Origin of the sequence: Pyxidicoccus xibeiensis (assembly GCF_024198175.1) — a bacterium.
Classification (GTDB): domain Bacteria; phylum Myxococcota; class Myxococcia; order Myxococcales; family Myxococcaceae; genus Myxococcus; species Myxococcus xibeiensis.
In genome coordinates this window covers 52,279-71,224 of the sequence record NZ_JAJVKV010000002.1, presented here as the reverse complement: position 1 = coordinate 71,224, position 18,946 = coordinate 52,279, and the positions used below count along the sequence as shown (strand labels likewise).

Genomic DNA, 18,946 nt, shown 5'->3' with positions numbered 1-18,946 from the left:
CATGTCCGACCCCAAGGAAGAGCTGGTCGTCGCGCCCTTCACTGCCTTCAACTTCGCGGTGGAGATCGACATCCCCGGCGTCGGCCCCAAGGCCTGCGAGGCCGCCTTCGCCGAGTGCGACGGGCTGGAGATGACGATGGACGTGAAGACCATCCGCGAGGGTGGCAACAACGCCCGGCAGATAAGGCTGGCGGGCGCGCTGAGCTACGGCCAGCTCACGCTCAAGCGCGGCATGACGGCCAACGACGACCTCTGGTTCTGGTTCGAGCTGATGCAGACGCGCCCCCGCATGCGGGCCAGCGCGCAGGTGGTGGTGTTCGCGCCCGACCGCGAGCGCACCGAGCGCGCCCGCTTCGTCCTGTCGCGGTGCCTGCCGGTGAAGCTGAAGGCGCCGCCGCTCAACGCCAAGGACGGCATGGTGGCCATCGAGGAGCTGCAGCTCGCCTACGAGTCCCTCACCCGCAAGCCCGTGTCCGGAGGCGCCTGACCATGGCCGATGATGTCGCGCCGCTCGCCAAGGCAAAGCTCATCCAGCTGGATGCAAGCTTCACGAATCCCCTCAGCGGTGGAGCCACCGCCGACGTGCAGTTCAACCCGGAGACGCTGAAGGTCTCCTTCGCCAACCAGGTGCAGCAGCCCTCCGGTGGAGGTGGGAACGGCGGTGGAGGCGGAGGCGGTCGCAGCGGAGACCAGCGTGGCCAGCCGGCGCAGCAGTTCGTGGGCGCCGGCACCACCAAGCTGGCCGTGCAGCTCTGGTTCGACGTGACGGGCCAGCCGGAGGGCAAGTCCGGCGCCGTGGACGACGTGCGCAAGCTCACGGGGAAGGTCGCCTTCTTCATGAAGCCGGAGAAGAAACCGGGGTCGGAGACGGAGTACCTCCCGCCCGGGGTGCGCTTCCTGTGGGGCAGCTTCAAGTTCGACGGAATCATGGAGTCGATGGAGGAGTCGCTGGAGCTGTTCTCCTCCGAGGGCCTGCCCCTGCGCGCCAGCGTGTCCTTCACCCTGACGCAGCAGAAAATCGACAAGTACACCTTCGAGCCGACGAAGGCGCCGCCGGCCTCTCCGGCGCGCAGCCCCAGCGGCAAGCCGCCGGGTGAGGCGCCGATGACGCCTACGCCCTCCGGCATGTCGCTGCAGCAACTGGCCGCCGCCGTGGGCAAGGCCGGGAACTGGCAGGCCATCGCGGCGGCGAACGGCATCGAGAACCCGCGGCAGCTGGCGCCCGGGCAGTTGGTGGATCTGCAGGCCGGGCTCAAGTTCGGAGTGAAGCGGTAGAGGGGGCACGCACATGGCCGTGGTCATCAACGAGCTGGAAGTCGTGAGCGAGCCGCCGTCCGGCACTGCCTCGAGCGGAGGTGCCACGGGAGAGGCAGGCCCCTCCGCGTCCGGCGTGCAGCGGGCGCATGACCTGGAGCTGGAACTGGAGCGCCGGCGCGTGCGCAGGGAGCGCGCGCGCGCGCACTGAAGGAATGAACCGGAACCCCCATGGCTGACGGCAACGGCACCGACTCCCGGCTTCGCAGCGCCCGTCCCACCCTGCGCGTGGACGGAGTGGACCAGGCCACGCTCGTCGGCGGCCTGCTGGAGCTGTCCATCGTCGAGACGGCCCAGGGGCTGTACCGGTGCGAGGCCACCTTCGGCAACTGGGGCCCCAAGGACGGAGAGACGGGCTTCCTCTACTTCGACCGGCAGTTGCTGGACTTCGGCAAGCCCTTCGAGGTGCGGCTGGGCACCACCGACGTGCTCTTCGAGGGCCGCATCACCGCGCTGGAAGCAGGCTTCCAGGAGAACGCGCCGCCCACGCTGACGGTGCTGGCGGATGACCGGCTCCAGGACCTGCGGATGACGCGGCGGACGGCCACGTACGCGGACGTGAGCGACGCGGACGTGGTGAAGCAGATTGCAGGCAAGCACGGGCTGACGCCCGAGGTGGACATGCCGGGCCCCAAGCACAAGGTGCTGGCCCAGCTCAACCAGAGCGACCTGGCCTTCCTGCGCGAGCGCTGCCGCGCGGTGGACGTGGAGCTGTGGGTGGAGGGCCGCACGCTGAAGGCGAAGAAGCGCGGCGCCCGCTCCAGCGGCGAGCCGGTGAAGCTGGCGCGCGGCGGCCAGCTGCAGGCCTTCACGGTGCTGGCGGACCTGGCGGGCCAGCGCTCCATGGTGACGGTGAGCGGCTGGAGCGTGCAGGACAAGGACACGGTGAAGCACGAGGCGGGCCCGTCCGTGCTGGGCGCGGAGCTGGGCAACGACGAGAGCGGCGCCAGCCTGCTGTCCTCCAAGCTGGCCGAGCGCAAGGAGGCGGTGGTCCACACGGTGCCACTCAACGGACAGGAGGCGCAGGCGCGCGCGGAGGCGTGCTTCCGCCAGCAGGCACGGCGCTTCGTGGTGGGCCAGGGCACGGCGCAGACGGACGCGCGGCTGCGGGTGGGCACCCGGGTGGAGCTGACGGGGCTGGGGCCGCTGTTCAGCGGCAAGTACCACCTGGCGGAGGTGAAGCACCTGTTCGACTCCGCGCGCGGCCTGCGCACGGAGTTCGTGGCCGAGCGCGCGGGACTGGGGAGGGCTTCGTGATGGACGGCTCGGCGTGGGACCTGGTGACGGGTGAGCGCGCGTCCGACGGGCTGGGCGGGCGCTTCTATGGCCTGTACCCGGCGCGCGTCACCGACATCAAGGACCCGGACAGCCAGGGCCGGGTGAAGGTGGCGCTGCCCTGGGCGGCGGACGCGGCGGGCGGCGGACAGTACGAGGCGTGGGCGCGGCTGGCCACGCTGATGGGCGGCAACAACCGCGGCTCCTGGTTCGTGCCGGACGTGGAAGACGAGGTGCTGGTCGGCTTCGAGGGCGGCGATGCGCGACGGCCCTACGTGGTGGGCGCGCTGTGGAACGGCAAGGACGCCCCCCCGGAGAGCATGGACGGCGCGGGGAAGAACGCGAAGAAGGTGCTGCGCTCGCGCAACGGCGTGGTCATCACACTCGACGACACCGACGGCAAGGAGACGCTGACGCTGGAGACGCCCGGCGGCCAGAAGGTGACGCTCAAGGACGGGCCGGGCGCCATCGAGGTGCAGGACAGCAATGGCAACTCCGTGAAGCTGGAGTCCAGCGGCATCACCGTGAATGCCTCGGCGAAGGTGACCATCACCGCCAGCACCGCCGAGATTTCCGCCAGCATGCTCACCGTCAACGCGGGCATGTCGAAGTTCAGCGGCGTGGTGCAGGCGGACACGGTCATCACCAACAGCGTGGTCAGCGCCTCGTACACGCCGGGCGCGGGGAACGTGTGGTGATGGCCACGGCGCTCGCACATCCCGTCCAGTGGGTGACGGCCACGCCGCTGTGGGGCCCGACCACCAAGAAGCTGGAGCGCATCCAGGCGCCCGGCATCCTCCAGTTCGACTCGGACCGCTTCATGGAGGAGCTGGCCGAGCGGCTCCAGGGCGCCGCGCGCCCGGACCTGACGTCCCTGCTGGTGACGCGCTTCGAGAGCTTCCACGAGCGCGTCCCCGGCGAGCCCCCGGACGACCTGAACCGCACGCCCAAGCTGTACCAGCCCGCGCATGGGCGCTTCTACCTGGTGGCGTCCAGCCTCGTGTGCCGCCTGCCCGGCATGCCCGACCACGTGGTGGACCTGCCCAGGGGCGAGAAGGCCGCCTTCGTGCTGCGCCGGGACTTCGGCAACGGCCGGGAGGGCGCGTGGGTGCCCATGTCGCCGGAGAACCCGGCCGACAAGCGCCGCATCTGGAAGGAACTGCCCGCGGCGCAGACGGGCACGCTGACGAAGGGCGAGGAGCTGTTCCCCCTCTTCCCGATGAACTTCCAGATGGACGGCAAGCGCCGCCGGATGCTGGTGGGGCTCATCCCCACGTCCAGCCGCGACACCTTCGAGTCCGCCGCCGCCTTCGAGGACACGGACCCGAACACCGGCCTGGACCCGGAGAAGATGCTGATGTCCGAGGCCGAGGGGCAGGTGCTCGCGCCGTACGAGCAGCTCAAGGCCTGGACGAAGACGACGGCCGAGGCGGAGGAGGTGCAGAAGGAGGCCACGCGCTTCCTGCTGGTGGACTTCGCCACCTTCCTGGAGGAGCGCCTGCCCACGCTGTGGGCCCTGCTCAACAAGGCCTCCCCGGGTCCGGCGCCTGCGGGCGCCACGCTGGCGCTCTACAACCTCTTGGCGGGCAACTTCGTCCAGGGCAGCTCGGGTGACACCTGGCAGGCGGCGCTGCACAAGGCGATGCAGCAGCGCGTGGCCGTCCTCAACGGCACTACCAACACGCTCGACTACAACCTGCGCGACGGACAGCTGGCGGTGGCCACGCTGCGCTCCGCGCTGGAGTCGGCTGTCACCGTGGGGACCTACAGCCTGCCACCGGAGCCGGAGCCCGTGCCCAAGCTGGAGGAGCCGGGCGTGGCCAAGTACGTGCTGCGCTGTGTGTACCTGAAGCCGCACTGTGGAACGCTCTGCCCTCCCCTGGTGAGCGCGCGCTCGATGGCCTTCACGCTGGCGGCGTTCTTCGACCCGGACGCGCCCGCGAGGCCCATCCGCATCGAGCTGCCGGTGGACACCAGCATCCGCGGGCTGCGCAAGTTCAAGAAGAACGTCGGCTTCACCCTGTCCAAGGGGCTGCGCAAGCAGATGTCCCGCGTGGCGGGGCTGGAGAAGACGATGAAGGGCGAGCTCGACGACGGGCTGAGCTTCGACCTGGGAGAGCTGTGCATGTTCTCCATCCCCATCATCACGCTGTGCGCGTTCATCGTCCTGATGATCTTCCTCGCACTGCTCAACATCATCTTCTGGTGGCTGCCCTTCCTGAAGATCTGCCTGCCGAAGCCGAGGGTGGGGTAGCCCATGGACGCCGGAAAGCTCATAGGCCGAGGCATCAGCTTCCCCCCGCGCGTGGGCCCTGACGGGCGCGTGCAGTGGTCCGAGGGGGAGCGCAACGTGCGCGAGAACATCCAGGTCATCCTGGCCACCGAGCCGCCGGAGCGCCTGCTGCTGCCGGAGTTCGGCGCCGGGCTGGCGCGCTACCTCTTCGAGCCGAACACCGTCGCAACGCGCGCGCAGATCGCCGACAGCATCAGCCGAGCCCTGGCCCGCTGGGAGCCGCGCATCATCGTGGAGTCCGTGGACGTGGAGGCCGACCCCCAGGATGACCGGGCCGCCACCGCAACCCTCACCTACAAGCTCGTCGCCACCGGGGCGCGCGAGCGGCTCAGCCTGAGCGTCACGCTCGCGGGGTAACCAACACCGTGCCACTCACCCTGCCCACCATCGACGACCGGAAGTACCAGCAGCTGCTGGACGAGGCGCTGTCGCGCATCCCCGTCCACAACCCCGAGTGGACCAACTTCAACAAGGCCGACCCGGGCGTCACGCTGCTGGAGCTGTTCTCCTTCCTCACGGAGAGCCTCCTCTACCGCGCCAACCAGATTCCGGAGCGCAACCGGCTCAAGTTCCTCCAGCTGCTCGGCGTGCCGCTCCAGCCGGCGTCGTCCGCGCGCGGCCTCGTCGCCTTCCGCAACGAGCGCGGCGGCCCGCCCCAGTCCCTCACGCTCACCGACGGCGTGGAGGTGCGCGCCGGCCAGGTGCCCTTCCGCACCGAGCGCGGCCTGGATGTGCTGCCGGTGGAGGCCGCCTTCTTCTACAAGCGCAGCGTGGCACCCGAGGAGCGCGTCAAGGAGTACTACCAGGAGCTGTACGCGTCCTTCACCGCCACCACGCCCCCGCCCGCGCCGCCCGACCAGCTCCAGTTCTACGAGACGACGCCCTTCTCCCCGCGCGGCACCGAGCCGCTGGACTTGAACACGCAGGCCATCGACCGGGCGCTGTGGGTGGCGCTGCTGCTGCGGCCCGCGGACCGGAAGCTGCCGGACGCGCTGAAGCGCGCCCGCGAGGAGCTGAAGGGCAAGGTGCTCACCGTGGGCCTCGCGCCGGCCGGAGACACGGGCGGCCGGGACCTGGTGCCCAACGGGCAGGCGCGGCCGGAGGGCTCGGCGGTGCTGCAGTTCCAGCTGCCGAGGCTGCCTCCGGAGGGCAAGCTCCCGGAGAGCGCGGCGGAGCGCAACGCGAGCTGGCGCACCCTGGCCACCGCCGAGGTGCCCGCCGAGCCCACCGTGGTGGACGTCCCCCTGCCCTCCTCCGTGGCGGAGCTGGAGCTGTGGACGAACCTGGACCCGCTGGAGGCGGGCACCCGCGACTTCCCTCCCGCGCTGGACGACGAGGAGCTGGAGGCGCGCGTGATTACGTGGGTGCGCATCAACTCCTCCGCGCCCGTGTCCACGAAGCTCCTGTGGGCGGGCATCAACGCCGCGCCGGTGACGCAGCGCGAGCGCGTGACGGGCGAGCTGCTGCCCGAGGGCACCGGCGAGCCGGACCAGGCGGCGAAGCTGGCGCGCGCGCCCGTGCTGCCGGGCTCCGTGAAGCTGACCGTCATCCCCATCAACGGCACGCCCGAGACGTGGGAGGAGATCGACGACCTGATGAGCGCGGGCCCCGAGGTCGCCGCGCCCGACCCGCGCCTGCCGCCGGGCACGCCCGCGTCCACCAACACCCGCGTGAAGGTGTTCAAGCTGGACGCGGAGGCCGGTGAGCTGCGCTTCGGTGATGGCGCGCACGGCGCACGGCCTCCCCCCGGCGCCACCCTGCGCGTGGACTACGACCAGGGCGTGGGCCGCGCCGGCAACGTGGGCCCGGGCACGGTGACGAGCGGCCCCGCCCTTCCGCCGGGCCTCCAGGTGGAGAACCCGCTGCCCACGTGGGGCGGCGCGGACGCGGAGAGCGTCAGCACGGGCGAGAAGCACATCACCCGCTTCCTCCAGCACAGGGACAGGCTGGTGACGGCGCAGGACTTCGAGGCCGTCACCCTGCGCACGCCCGGCGTCGCGGTGGGCCGCGTGGAGGTGCTGCCCGCCTTCCACCCCGCCCTGTCACCCAACGAGCCCGGAGACGCGCCGGGCGCCGTGACGGTGATGGCCATTCCCCGCTTCGAGCCCGACCCCGCGGAGACGCAAGGCACGGACGGCTTCCTGGACGCCATCGCCTGCTGGCTGGCGCCCCGCCGGTTGGTGACGACGGAGATCTTCGTGCGCCGCCCCGTCTACAAGCCCGTCTGGGTGACGGTGGGCCTGGAGGTGGTGGCGGGCGTGTCCCAGGCGCAGGTGCGCGAGGCGGTGAAGGCCGCGCTCACCGCCTTCCTGTCCCCGCTGCCGCCCGAGGACACGGAGCTGCTGGAGCAGACGGTGTCGCTGGCGGGCGCGCCGCAGGCCGCGGTGGCGCAGCGGGGCTGGCCGCTGCGCAAGGCGGTGGTGGCGCTGGAGCTGGCGGCGGTGGCCAGCCGCGTGGCCGGCGTGGCGCTGGTGCGCGGCGTGCGGCTGGGCCTGGCGACGGGCGCGCAGCAGGAGCAGGTGCCGCTCACGGGCCTGCAGCTCCCCCGGCTGGCCGGCCTCGCCGTGGCCGTGGGGGACCCGCCGTCGCTGGACGAGCTGCGCGGCACCGGCCCCGTGGCCACCGGCGCGCAGCGCCCCTTCGTGTCCGTGCCCGTCGTCCCGGAGGAGTGCCGGTAGATGGACGCCAACGGGACACGCTTCCACCTGCTGCTCGGTCGCGACGACTGGGGCCGCTGCACGTCCGAGTCCGGCGGCCGGCCCCTGTCCGAGGCCTGGAGCGACCCGTCCGGCACCGGTGCCGACGTGGCCTGGGACGCCATCCGCGCGGAGATTTCCCTGCGCGCGGAGCTGTTCCGCTTCGTGGCCGCGCCTCGCGACGTGCCTCCGAAGCTCGAGGACCGGCGCGGCGCCGCGAGGGACCGGTACGGCAACTTCTACTGGATTGGCAGCGACGGGCTCACCGTGAAGGTGCTGTCCAGCGGCTCGCGCGTCACCAGCACCTTCTGGCCGCTGGCCCCCTCCGAGCCTTCCACTCCGCGCCCCGGAGGCTTCGGCCCCGTCACGCCGCCGGCCACGCCCGCGCTGGTGCCGCTCGGTGGCCTGGGCATCACGCTGCACCACTACCTCGTGGTGGGCACGCTGGCGCCGTCCGCCGGGCTGCTCGTGTTCGACCTGCACTCCGGTGGCCCGCCCGTCCAGCACCGGTGGCCCGCGAGCGTGCCCTTCGCGCCGTGGGACATGGCGGCCACTCCGGACGGCGGGCTGGTGGTGCTGGACCGGGTGAACCGCCGCCTGTGGCGCCTGGACGCGGAGCTGCGCGTGGTGCGGCTGGGCGGCGACTCCGTGCTGTCCGCGGAGGTGGTGGAGGTGTTCCAGCCCTCGGCGGGCGGCCCCCAGCGGCGCGTGCCCGCGTCCACCTTCCCGGAGCCGATGACGCTAGATGCCTCGACGCCGCTGGCGGTGGAGGACCCCGTCTCCGTGGAGGTGCTGCCGGACGGCCGCGTGCTGGTGCTGGACCGGGGCGCCGTCGAGAGCCGCCTGCTCGTGTACCGCGACGGGCAGCCCGAGGGGACGCCGGTGGTGCTGGAGGTGGAGGGCATCCTCCAGGGCTCCGGCGCGGCGTTCAGCTACGCGCTGGTGGCGCATGACATGGCCCTGGTGACGGGCGCGAAGGACGTGCCGGACCGGGTGCTGGTGGTCGGCCGCGACGGCAACCAGGTCTTCGCCTTCGACCTGCACACCGCCGGGAACGGCACCCTCACCGCCGTGCCCCAGCCGGACTACCTGCCCCTGCGCCTGTTCGGCGGCAAGGCGCTCATCGCCTGGGGCAGCAGCGCCTACTACGACTTCGCGGACACCTTCGTGCCCCTGGTGGCCCAGCGCCGGCCCCGCTACGTGCCCGAGGCCACCCTGCTCACGCCGGTGCTCGACGGCCGCTCGCCGGACTGCGTGTGGCACCGGCTGATGCTGGACGCGTCCATTCCTCCCGGCGCCCGCGTCACCGTGCGCAGCCGCTCGGCCAACGAGCGCGCGGACCTGGAGGCCGCGCCGTTCATCGACGAGCCCGCGCTGTACAAGCGCGGCGGCGGCTCCGAGCAGCCCTTCGTGCAGGCGGCGAAGGGTGAGCACCGCGGCACCTTCGAGGTCCTCTTCCAGCGCGCGAAGGGCCGCTACGCGCAGGTGGAGCTCACGCTGCACGGCGGCGGCGCCACCACGCCCCGCATCCATGCGCTGCGCGCGTGGTACCCGCGCTTCTCGTACCTGGCGCAGTACCTGCCCGGCCTCTACCGGCAGGACGTGGAGTCGGGGAGCTTCCTCGACAGGTTCCTCGCCAACACGGAGGGCCTGCTCACCTCCGTGGAGGACCGCATCGCCGCGGCCCAGGTGCTCTTCGACGCGCGCGGCGCTCCGCCCGAGGCGCTGGAGTGGCTGTCGTCCTGGTTCGGCGTGGCCCTGGACCCGGCCTGGGACGAGCCCCGGCGCCGCCTCTTCCTGCGCCACACGCTGGACTTCTTCCAGTGGCGGGGCACACCGCGAGGCCTGCGCATGGCGCTGCGCGTGTCGCTGGACGAGTGCCCGGACGACTCCATCTTCACCGAGGACTCGGACCCCACGCGCTCGCGCTTCCGCATCGTCGAGCGCTTCCGCTCCGCGCGCACGCCCTTCATCACCCCGCCGGAGGCCCTGGAGACGGAGGGCATCCATGCCGTGGCCACCGCCACCTCCACCCGCTGGGAGCCCTCCCAGGGCCGCGGGCAGCTGCTGGACCGGTACCGCGCGGCGCTGGTGGCGGCGGGCGTGACGGCGGTGACGGAGAGCTTCCCGCTGCGGGAGCCGGCCGACGCGAAGATTGCCGGCGTCTGGCGTTCCTTCTCCATGGAGGCGCTGGGCTTCCTGCCAGCGGCCACGGCGACCGACACGCCGGTGTGGCGCGACTTCCTGATGCGGAGGTACCGGAGCGTGACGGCGCTCAACGCGGCGCACATCACCTCGCTGGCGGGCTTCACGCAGGCCGCGCTCCCCACGGCGCTGCCCGCGGACGGCCCGGCGCAGGCGGACTGGTACCACTTCGAGACGGTGGTGCTGCCGGTGCGCGCCGCGGCCCACCGCTTCACGGTGGTGCTGCCGGTGCCGTCGGGAAGCTCGGCGCAGGAGCAGCGCACGCGGCAGGAGCAGGCCCTGCGGGTGGTGGCGGTGGAGAAGCCGGCCCACACCGTGTTCGACGTGAAGTTCTACTGGGCCATGTTCCGCGTCGGCGAAGCCCGCCTGGGCGTGGACACCCTGATTGACCTGGGCAGCCGTGCCCCCGAGCTGATGCCCGCCATGAAGCTCGGCCGGGAGTACCTGGCGGAAAGCCATCTGGCCCCGAGACCTCCACAGGATGCCAAGGACCGGCAAATCCTGGGGAGAGACCCGCTCGGGCGTCGTGAGACCCACGGGAGCGACATCCAATGAGCACCTTCACTTCGACGTCCGTACCACGCGCGGCGGCCGACCCCACCAAGCACGTCAACTACGTGCTCGGAATGGTGCTGGGCGTGGACGACTTCAACCAGGAGTTCGCCTACCTCTCCGAGCGGGACCGGTGGCTCGCCAGGGATTTGCTGGGCTACGGCACCGCGTGGGGACTCGCCGTCACCCAGGGCCTGGGCACCCGGGGCCCCGAGGTGCGGGTGTCTCCCGGCGTGGCGCTGACCAAGCGAGGCCAACTGGTGCGCGTCACGCCCGCGCAGTGCGCGTCGCTCAACGACTGGCTGAAGGCGAACCGCGAGGGGGTGAATACCCACGTCTCCACGACGCAGCTGCTGCGCCTGTGGGTGGTGCTCTGCTACCGCGAGTGCCTCACGGACATGGTGCCGGTACCCGGCGAGCCGTGCCGCAGCGAGGACGACTCGATGGCGCCCTCGCGCGTCACCGACGACTTCGCGCTGGAGCTGCGCCTGTCGCGCCCGGCCCAGACGGAAGAGGACGCCATCCGCGACTTCGTGCGCTGGCTGCGCGAGCACATCCAGCCGGGCAGCGACCCGGCCACGTCCGTGTCATTGGAGGACTTCCTCCAGGCCGTGCGCGACGCGGTGGTGACGGGCTCGCCGCCCTCGTCGCCGCTGTCTCCCCTGTCGCCGCCCAACAGCCCGCTGGACGCCATGGAGGACAGCTCCCCGGCGTCGCCGCTCATCGTCTACACCGAGTACCTGGAGCAGTACCTGCGCGCCGCCATGCGGCTGTGGGTGACGGAGCTGCGCGCGCTGTGGCGCCCCAACTGGCTGGGCGAGGCACACGGCTGCACCGCCCCCGTCACCCCCGAGGCCGCGGGCGACGGCGACTGCGTGATGCTGGCGGAGGTGGAGCTGGCGCTCGACAAGTCCGGTGTGAGTGGCGAATGGGAGGTGGATGACGCCGCCACTGCCATCCGCATCCTGGAGGAGGAGCGGCCCTTCCTCCTCCACCTGCGGATGCTGCAGGAGTGGCTGCTCGGCGGCGGGCTCGGCGGAGGCTCGGGCTCGGGGGGACCCGCGGGGCCTGCTGGACCGGCCGGGCCCGCTGGGCCTGCGGGGCCTGCGGGCGCGACGGGAGCGGTGGGGCCGGGGGGACCGGTGGGGCCGGCTGGCGCGACGGGAGCGGCGGGAGCCACGGGGCCGGCTGGACCGGCCGGGCCCGCTGGACCTCAAGGCCCCGCGGGTACCACTGGCGCCACTGGCGCCACGGGACCGGCCGGGCCCGCTGGACCGCAGGGGCCTCAAGGACCGCAGGGCCCGCAGGGGCCGGCGGGAGACCCGGGCGGCGACCCGGACGTCGTGCGGCGACCGCCCGGGCTGCCCGAGTACTTCATCGTCGCGGCGGGCATCGTCCCCGCGGACCCGGGCAACCAGCCCGGCAACACGTACAACAACCTCATCTCCATCGGGTTCGATGAAGGGCGGGTGGGCTTCACCTTCGACGGCTACTCGCGGGAGCCGGAGAAGCACCAGTACATCGTCAAGGCGATGGTGCGCTTCCACCCCCAGTGGCCGCACCTGGGCGTCGTCACCTGCGGCGATTTCGACGGGGAGAACTTCTTCCTGCACGTCTACGACGTCCTCGAGCAGCAGCCGGTGAAGTCCAGCATCCTGGAGCAGCTCGAGTTCGTCATCGAGGTCAGCCAGTACTTCCTCAACGTGGAGGGCTAGGCGCCATGCGCATCGACCTGGACACGGCATTCCTCGACGACGGCATCCGCTCGACGAACTTCTTCAATGGCCGGCTCCTGTCCGCCGAGGACCTCACGCAGGAGCAGCAGGCCCGGAAGGAGGCGCTCAAGCAGTTCGGCGTCGCGTTCGGCGAGGGCGTGGTGCACGGCCTGGAGGTGGAGGCCATCACCGGCGGCAGCTCCGCGACGGAGCCCATCGTCACCGTGAAGAAGGGCCTGGCCCTCAACCGTGAAGGGCGCGCGCTGGAGCTGAAGCAGCCGGTGGAGGTGTCGCTGCTGCGCGGCGCCTCCAACGACACGACGGCCGCGGGCGCCAAGGCGGGCTTCGGCGCGTGCTCCCCGCCGGGCAGCGTGTACGTGTCCGGCACGGGCGTGTACCTCCTGGTCATCTCAGAGGCGGACGGGCGCGAGGGCCGCGCGGAGACCAGCGGCCTGGGCGGCGTCACCAGCTCCGGCTGCGAGGCGAAGCGGCTGGTGGACGGCGTGCGCTTCCGCCTGCTGCGGCTGGACGTGCCCGTGGACGACCTGCAGAACACGCCAGCGAAGCGGCAGAAGCTGCGCAACCGCGTGGCGCACCACTGCTTCGGGACGACGGACACGCAGGCGGTGCCCTTCCGCGACTACCCCTTCGCCGTGCCCACCGCCGGGTATGGCGCCATCGACAAGCTGCGCCCCCAGTTCCTCACCGACTGCGACGTGCCCCTCGCCGTCATCCACTGGCGGGACACGGAGGGCATCCGCTTCGTGGACATGTGGTCGGCGCGCCGCCGCCCCACCCGCTCCGCGCAGCCCCCGCGCTGGGCGCTGGGCGTGGGAGACCGCCGTGCCTCCGAGGGCGAGGCGATGTTCCTCCAGTTCCAGGAGCAGCTGGACACGCTGCGAGCGACGAACCCGCAGACGCTCAAGGCGAAGGACCACTTCCACTTCCTGCCTCCCGCCGGCGTGGTGCCACTGGGCCATGCCGCCTTCCCGGGCTTCGACACGGCGAACTTCTTCGAGGGAGTGACGGTGCGCCACGTCGTCACGCACGTGGAGGGCGCCCGGATGCAGGCCCTGCTGCGGCTGTCGTTCGCCTTCCCGCCCGTCAGCTTCCTGACGGGCACGGCGGGAGGCACCGACCCCTTCGTCTGGGTCTACAAGGTCCGCGAGAACCAGCAGGCCCTGTCCGCCAGCGGTCCCACGCAGGAGTACCTCGTCTTCGCCAGCGGCCACATGCCGGACGTGAGCGAGCCCCGTTTCGACGCCTCGCACTGGAGCTTCGGCAACTACGCACTGCGGTGAACCGCCCCCCTGATTCCACGCCTGACAGGCCGCGAGGAGAACGCGATGCCCGAATTGAACGAAGTCCAGCCAGGTGACCTGATTACCGCCCGGCTCATCAACACCATCATCCAGTTGTTGAAGGAGCTGGAGCTCAAGCTGGGCGGGCCCGTCACCGTGCCCAACCTGTTCGGAGAGACGCTGGGGAACGCGAGGAACGTGCTCACCAGCAACACCCCTCCGCTGGTGCTCGGCCCCGTGCTGCTGGACTCCAACGGGCTGGCCGTCAACCCCAACCACCAGGACAACCAGAACCGGCGGGTGATTGGCCAGGTGCCCGCGGCGGGCAGCCGGGTGGTGGCCAACTCCATCGTCAACCTGCTCATCTCCGGCCTGCCCTCGGCGACGACGCCCGGCAACAACGCGCCGGAGGTCACCGGCTTCCTGCCCGAGTCCACCCCCATGCTCGAGGAGGTGCAGATCCTCGGGAAGAACTTCGCGAGCCAGCCGGGCAACAACATCGTGCGCATCAACGGCGTGCAGACGCAGACGCCGTCCGTGCGGAGCACCAACTTCTCGCTCTACATCCTGGTCCCCAGCGGCCTGCCCAACGTCCCCACCCAGCAGGGTGCGACGCCCGTCCCCGTCACCGTCACGGTGCTGAACCAGAGCACCGGCAAGGAGGTGACGTCGACGGGCGTGCTGAGGGTGGGCCCGGCCTCCGGCATCGCGAAGCCCACCATCACCGGGCTCAGCGCCGCCACCCCCCGCGCGGGCTCGTCGCTGACCATCAATGGGACGGGGTTCGGTTCGAACCCCGAGGCCGTCCGGGTGTTCTTCTCGGGCGAGCCCTCCACGGGCGTGGTGCCCACGCAGCTCACCCCCACCGCGGTGACCATCACCATTCCCACGACGCTCTCGGGTGTGTCCGCCGGCGTCGAGAAGCAGTTCGTCGTCAAGGTGCGGGTCAACACGGAAGAGTCGCTAGAGAACCCGCAGAGCGTCGTCATCGTCAGACCCCCGTTGATCCTCTGAGAGGAGCACGCATGTCCCTTTCCCCGTCACGAGCCGCTGTCGCGCTCGCCATCCTCACCCTGCTGGCGCCGGTCGCCGTCCGCGCCGAGCAGTTCGTCCTGCCCGCCACCGGCAACAAACCTCCCGTCGCCGAGGCGCGGGCGTACTTCGAGTTCAACGGCAACATCAGCGCGGGCGGCGGCGCGGGCATGACGCTCAACGGCGTCAACGTGCCGCTGAGCGAGGCGGGCGCCCCCGTCGAGGTCGACGTCGGCGGCGACAACGTCATGTTCCTGCGGCGGGACGCGAACTCGGCCCTGCTGCTGGTGGAGGCCCGAAGCCTGCTGGCTCCGGGAGGCACCTTCTGTGACAAGTCCGGCATCACCGGCGCCAAGAACTACGACGTGACGCTGAATGGGCTGCCCACGGTGGAGCGCTACGGCGTGGTGGGCCTGTCGGCCACCCACATCGAGGACCCGGGCGGCGTGGGGACGGTGAGCTTCTGCTCGTGCCCGTCGCGCCGCGTGCCCGGCGTGGTGTGGACTTCTCCCTTCCCCGCCCCGGCGCTGAACATGGGGCGGCTGCCGCTGGACGTCATCCTGGTGCTGGACCAGTCCGGGAGCATGGGCTCGTCCGTGGGAGGCGGCTCGTCGGTGACGCGCATCACCGCGATGAAGGCGGCGGTGGACGAGTTCATCAACACCTGGGCCGCGGAGAGCGCCGCGGCGTCGACGGAGGCGGGGCTGGGGCTCACCAATGACCGGCTGGGCATCACCTACTTCTCCGACTCGGCCCCCGTGACGCCCTTCGCCGAGCCCTACCTGCGCGAGCGCGGCACCTCGCTGCCCGACGGCGGTGTGCCCAACTGGCAGGTATTCAAGAGCGACCTGACGACACGCAACCCGCAGAACATGACGGCCATGGGCCAGGGCCTGCTGGATGGGTACGCGCACCGGCTGCCCCGCCAGCTCAGCAACACCACGGTGGTGCTGATGACGGACGGCATGCAGAACATCAACCCGCGGGTGGCCATCGACACGGATGGAGGCATCTCCAACGGGATGCTCGTCATCGAGCGGGACGGGGGGACCACGTTCATGGCCGGCGAGTGCACGCCGGTGCTCGCGGTGTCCGTCGGGACGGTGACGTCGCCCTTCGTGGAGACGATGCAGCGCATCTCCGCGGAGACGGCGGGCGCGCACGTGCTGTCGGTGGACGGCGGCATTCCCGACGCCTTCGCGGACCAGCTCGTCGCGGCCCTCAAGGGCAACACACTGTCCACGCTGAAGAAGACCTCGGGGACGATGGGCGTGGAGCAGACCACGGTGACGGAGGAGGTCTTCCTGGACGGCACCGTCGAGTTCGCCCTGGTGACGCTGGGCTGGCTGGGCGCACCCGCCCTCCGCAGTCCTCCCCAGCTGCGCATCATCTCTCCGGACGGGACGGTGGTGACGCCGACGTACCGTGCGGATGGCCTGGCGCACACGGTGCAGCGCGTGGACCTGCCGAAGAGCGGCAAGCCGGGGATGTGGAAGGTGCAGGTGCAGCGGTTCACTTCGTCCGCCCCCCTGCCCTACCGGCTGCGCGTGGTGGCGGAGGAGAAGCACCTCGACTTCCGCGTCGACGTGCCGGGCATCAAGCACGCCACGGGGACGCCGCTGAACGTGGTGGCGGACCTGAGCTGGGACGGCAAGCCGATAACGAAGCTGGAAGGCGAGCTGCGCGTGCGGGTGGAGCGGCCCATCGAGGCGCTCGGCACGCTGCTGCACAAGGCGCCCATGCCCAGGGTCGAGCAGCCGGAGCTGAAGGAGCCGACACACCCGTACCAGCTCAAGGTGGACGGGCTGCTGAAGGACCCGAAGTTCCAGGAGCGGATGGGCCAGAAGCTGGAGGACACGGCCCTCCCCCTGAAGCATCAGGGCGACGGGCGCTATACGCTGGAGTTCACCGACACGGCCGTGCCTGGCATCTACCGCTTCTTCGTCGAGCTGGAGATGAAGGGGCCGGACGGCGAGCCCATCCGCCGACAGGACAAGGTCGAGGCCACTGTCGAGGTGCTCCCGGACGGCACGCTGTCCGAGGTGAAGAGCGAGCAGACGGGGCCCGGGGCCTACACGCTGCACTTCACCCCGGTGGACGCGAAGGGCAACTTCAGCGGTCCGGGCTACGACGATCAGATCACCGTGCGGCTGGGCGGCAAGGGCTCGGTGCGGAGCATCGGTACGCCCGACGTCGACGGTCGCTACCAGGTGCTGCTCGCGAGCGTGGACAAGGACACGCCCCTCTACGTCGCCGTCGCGGGGACGCCCATCGCGGAGGGCACCGTGGGCGAGCCCAAGCCCGTCAAGCCCGAGGTGCGCCCGCCTCCGGCGGACGGGGGCACGGGGCCCGGGCCGGTACCGCCGCCCAACGGGACGGGCTGTGGGTGCCGCCGGATGTCGTCGGGCGGGATGCTGGGGGTGATGGGGCTGGTGCTGCTCGGCTTCATCTCCCGCCCGAGGAGGCGCCGCGGCGATGAGTGAGGGGGCGGGGGTGGGTCGGACGGTCATCGGGACGCTGCGGCTGCGTGGAGCGGAGCTGGAACCGCTCACCGCGCGGCTGCGGATGGAGTCCCTGTTGAGCGGCGCCCACCTCCTGCCCGCGGGCTTGCCACCCTCGGCCACGGTCTGCATCCGCAGGCTGATGGACCCGAAGCCGGGGGTGATGCCGGTGCGGGGGCACGCGGTTCGCCCGCCCCGGGAGTGGGACGAGGCGCTGGCGTCCACGCTGGCGGCCCAGGTGGCCCGGGCCGCACGGCCGGTGCAGGGCGCGGTACCGCCGAGCGCGGAGGCCGTGCTCTTCGCGGACCCGGCGGAGCTGATGGCGTGTCTGGCCAGCGACGTCAGCCGGGGCAGCGCGCTGGCGCACTGGTGGTGGCGCGGGCTGTTCCCCAGCGTGGACCTGGCCCGGACGGTGGTGGCCGAGTGGCTGCGCCGCCCCGAGTACGTGCCCGCCGCGCTGGAGACGGTGGTCCACCGGCGGGAGGTCCGGCCCGTGTTGTCGCTGTTCAGCCGGGAGGAAGCGCGGACCCTGCTGGCCCACGTCGCCCGGGTGCATGGACTGACGGCGCTGGCCTCCGTGCGCGTGCTGGAAGAGGAGGACGTGGTCCCCCAGGACACGGGGCATACAGGAGCCCGTCGGTCCTCGAAGGAAGGCGGGGGGCCGGGCGCCTCCGTTGCTCCGTGGGAGCGGTGGGTTCCCGAGGCTCGCGGGACAGGGCTCGGCGTGGAGCGGCAGGCGCTGCTCGGGGTGTCGATGATGCTGCGCAGGGCTCCCGTGGAGACGCGGGCCCCTTCGTTCGCTCCAGCGGTGGTGGCGTGGCGGCGCGGTGGCGAAGAAGCCCCCCGGGTGGAGCGGCCTCTTCGTGTCTCCGAGGTGCCTACCCGGAAGGTCGATTTGCATCCCGTGGATATCGGAAGTCCATCCACGCCTGCAGCGGTCCGGGTGGAGCGGGCGCAGGAGCCGGTGAGGGGCGTGAGTGCTCCGCCGGACCCGGACGTCCCAAGCCCGAGGACGGAGAGGGCTCCTCGGGAAGAGGTGCGGACGGGGGCTCCGGTCTCCGTGAGCGCTGGTTCCACGGACTCCCCTACCCCACCGTCGTTCGAGGCTCCGGTGGTCGTGAGCGCCAACACCGAGGTCCCGACGGGCGTGGCGCCTGCCCAGGATGCGGTGGACTCCGCGCCCCCGGTGCTTCCGCCCATCCCGTCCGACCCGCCCAGGCTCTTCGCGCCGTCTCCCGGGCATGCGTGGGGACTGCCCATCCCCACCGGGCTGGGGGGATTGTTCTACCTGGTCAACCTGGGCCTCTTCCTGGAGCTGTACGGCGACTTCTCGCGGCCCTCGCACCCGCACCTGGCGCTGCCGCTCTGGGACTTCGTCACGCTGCTGGGGCGGAGACTGCTCGTGGCCCCACGCCCCGGGGACCCGGTGTGGAAGGTGCTGGCCCTTCTCTCCCGTCGCAAGCCGGGCGAGACCGCCGGACATGGCTTCGACCCGCCCCATGAGTGGCGCGTTTCCGGGGAGTGGCTGCTCGCGTTCCGCTCGCCGGAGGCGACCACGTGGACCTGGGCTGTCGATGACGGCCGGCTGCGCGTGCGGCACCCGGAAGGCTTCCTCGTCGTGGACGTGACGTGCGCGACGGACAGCGACGCGGAGGCCCAGGCACTCCGGGAGACGGAGCCATACCTCCACATCCTTGCCGCTCCAAAGGCCTCTTCGGAAGGGGCGGCGGTCGATGATGCGCTCCCCCCCTTCACGTTGGTGCGCGGGGAGGTAGCGGCGGCTGCCGGTGGCGACGGCACGCCCCTCGAGCGGTGGCTCGGCTGGCTCGTGCCGTACTGCCGCGCCCGACTGGCGCGCGCGCTCGGCCTACCCCTCGAGGACGCAGCGGAGCTGGAGTCCACCCTCTTCACGCACGATGCGCGCATCCACCTGACGGACACGCACGTGGACGTGGTGCTCGAGCTCGCACAGCTCCCGCTGGCCGTGCGCCTGGCCGGGCTGGACCGCGACATCGGCTGGCTCCCGTCCGCCGGGCGTCACCTCACCTTCCACTTCGAGTGA

General features: G+C 71.6%; 14 protein-coding genes. All 14 read left to right on the top strand.

What is annotated here, in order from left to right; translation table 11 throughout:
* Position 1: 1 nt before the first annotated feature.
* From LXT23_RS08460 to LXT23_RS08395, 14 genes are read left to right on the top strand one after another with little or no spacing between them, the layout of a single operon-like run.
* Entirely contained in the window at positions 2-487 is a 486-nt protein-coding gene (locus LXT23_RS08460) for a phage tail protein (protein ID WP_253979598.1), read from the top strand.
* A 2-nt stretch (positions 488-489) separates the two neighbouring features.
* Positions 490-1,275, top strand: a complete 786-nt coding sequence (locus LXT23_RS08455; RefSeq protein WP_253979597.1) for a CIS tube protein — start codon at positions 490-492, stop codon at positions 1,273-1,275.
* A 13-nt stretch (positions 1,276-1,288) separates the two neighbouring features.
* Positions 1,289-1,465 carry a hypothetical protein gene (locus LXT23_RS08450; protein WP_253979596.1) on the top strand — a complete coding sequence of 59 codons (177 nt, stop codon included), beginning with the start codon at positions 1,289-1,291 and terminating at the stop codon, positions 1,463-1,465.
* A gap of 20 nt (positions 1,466-1,485) precedes the next feature.
* A complete protein-coding gene (locus tag LXT23_RS08445) occupies positions 1,486-2,571 on the top strand; it encodes a phage late control D family protein (RefSeq protein ID WP_253979595.1) in 1,086 nt (361 codons plus the stop codon).
* On the top strand, positions 2,571-3,287 hold the full coding sequence (locus LXT23_RS08440; RefSeq protein WP_253980410.1) for a phage baseplate assembly protein V: 717 nt from the start codon (positions 2,571-2,573) through the stop codon (positions 3,285-3,287). The genes LXT23_RS08445 and LXT23_RS08440 overlap by 1 nt, the downstream gene beginning before the upstream one ends.
* Positions 3,287-4,843, top strand: coding sequence for a hypothetical protein (locus LXT23_RS08435; protein WP_253979594.1), 1,557 nt, complete (start codon positions 3,287-3,289; stop codon positions 4,841-4,843). Before LXT23_RS08440 ends, LXT23_RS08435 begins: the two co-directional genes overlap by 1 nt.
* Before the next feature lie 3 nt (positions 4,844-4,846).
* On the top strand, positions 4,847-5,239 hold the full coding sequence (locus LXT23_RS08430; RefSeq protein WP_253979593.1) for a GPW/gp25 family protein: 393 nt from the start codon (positions 4,847-4,849) through the stop codon (positions 5,237-5,239).
* An 8-nt stretch (positions 5,240-5,247) separates the two neighbouring features.
* Positions 5,248-7,560, top strand: a complete 2,313-nt coding sequence (locus tag LXT23_RS50325; protein ID WP_253979592.1) for a baseplate J/gp47 family protein — start codon at positions 5,248-5,250, stop codon at positions 7,558-7,560.
* Entirely contained in the window at positions 7,561-10,338 is a 2,778-nt protein-coding gene (locus LXT23_RS08420; protein ID WP_253979591.1) for a phage tail protein, read from the top strand. It begins immediately after the preceding gene.
* Positions 10,335-12,050, top strand: a complete 1,716-nt coding sequence (locus LXT23_RS08415; RefSeq protein ID WP_253979590.1) for a hypothetical protein — start codon at positions 10,335-10,337, stop codon at positions 12,048-12,050. The genes LXT23_RS08420 and LXT23_RS08415 overlap by 4 nt, the downstream gene beginning before the upstream one ends.
* Positions 12,051-12,055: 5 nt before the next feature.
* Positions 12,056-13,351: a hypothetical protein gene (locus LXT23_RS08410; protein ID WP_253979589.1), complete on the top strand. Its 1,296-nt coding sequence runs from the start codon at positions 12,056-12,058 to the stop codon at positions 13,349-13,351.
* Positions 13,352-13,396: 45 nt separating this feature from the next.
* The gene (locus tag LXT23_RS08405) at positions 13,397-14,365 is read left to right on the top strand and encodes an IPT/TIG domain-containing protein (protein ID WP_253979588.1); all 969 of its coding nucleotides are present in this window, start codon (positions 13,397-13,399) and stop codon (positions 14,363-14,365) included.
* A gap of 11 nt (positions 14,366-14,376) precedes the next feature.
* A complete protein-coding gene (locus tag LXT23_RS08400; RefSeq protein ID WP_253979587.1) occupies positions 14,377-16,866 on the top strand; it encodes a vWA domain-containing protein in 2,490 nt (829 codons plus the stop codon).
* A complete protein-coding gene (locus LXT23_RS08395; protein WP_253979586.1) occupies positions 16,859-18,946 on the top strand; it encodes a hypothetical protein in 2,088 nt (695 codons plus the stop codon). The genes LXT23_RS08400 and LXT23_RS08395 overlap by 8 nt, the downstream gene beginning before the upstream one ends.

Excerpts from the sequence above, each read along its gene's own strand:
- LXT23_RS08460 (WP_253979598.1), top strand. The coding sequence starts at position 2 with ATGTCCGACCCCAAGGAAGAGCTGGTCGTCGCGCCCTTCACTGCCTTC.
- LXT23_RS08455 (WP_253979597.1), top strand. The coding sequence starts at position 490 with ATGGCCGATGATGTCGCGCCGCTCGCCAAGGCAAAGCTCATCCAGCTG.
- LXT23_RS08450 (WP_253979596.1), top strand. The coding sequence starts at position 1,289 with ATGGCCGTGGTCATCAACGAGCTGGAAGTCGTGAGCGAGCCGCCGTCC.
- LXT23_RS08445 (WP_253979595.1), top strand. The coding sequence starts at position 1,486 with ATGGCTGACGGCAACGGCACCGACTCCCGGCTTCGCAGCGCCCGTCCC.
- LXT23_RS08440 (WP_253980410.1), top strand. The coding sequence starts at position 2,571 with ATGGACGGCTCGGCGTGGGACCTGGTGACGGGTGAGCGCGCGTCCGAC.
- LXT23_RS08435 (WP_253979594.1), top strand. The coding sequence starts at position 3,287 with ATGGCCACGGCGCTCGCACATCCCGTCCAGTGGGTGACGGCCACGCCG.
- LXT23_RS08430 (WP_253979593.1), top strand. The coding sequence starts at position 4,847 with ATGGACGCCGGAAAGCTCATAGGCCGAGGCATCAGCTTCCCCCCGCGC.
- LXT23_RS08420 (WP_253979591.1), top strand. The coding sequence starts at position 7,561 with ATGGACGCCAACGGGACACGCTTCCACCTGCTGCTCGGTCGCGACGAC.
- LXT23_RS08415 (WP_253979590.1), top strand. The coding sequence starts at position 10,335 with ATGAGCACCTTCACTTCGACGTCCGTACCACGCGCGGCGGCCGACCCC.
- LXT23_RS08410 (WP_253979589.1), top strand. The coding sequence starts at position 12,056 with ATGCGCATCGACCTGGACACGGCATTCCTCGACGACGGCATCCGCTCG.
- LXT23_RS08405 (WP_253979588.1), top strand. The coding sequence starts at position 13,397 with ATGCCCGAATTGAACGAAGTCCAGCCAGGTGACCTGATTACCGCCCGG.
- LXT23_RS08400 (WP_253979587.1), top strand. The coding sequence starts at position 14,377 with ATGTCCCTTTCCCCGTCACGAGCCGCTGTCGCGCTCGCCATCCTCACC.
- LXT23_RS08395 (WP_253979586.1), top strand. The coding sequence starts at position 16,859 with ATGAGTGAGGGGGCGGGGGTGGGTCGGACGGTCATCGGGACGCTGCGG.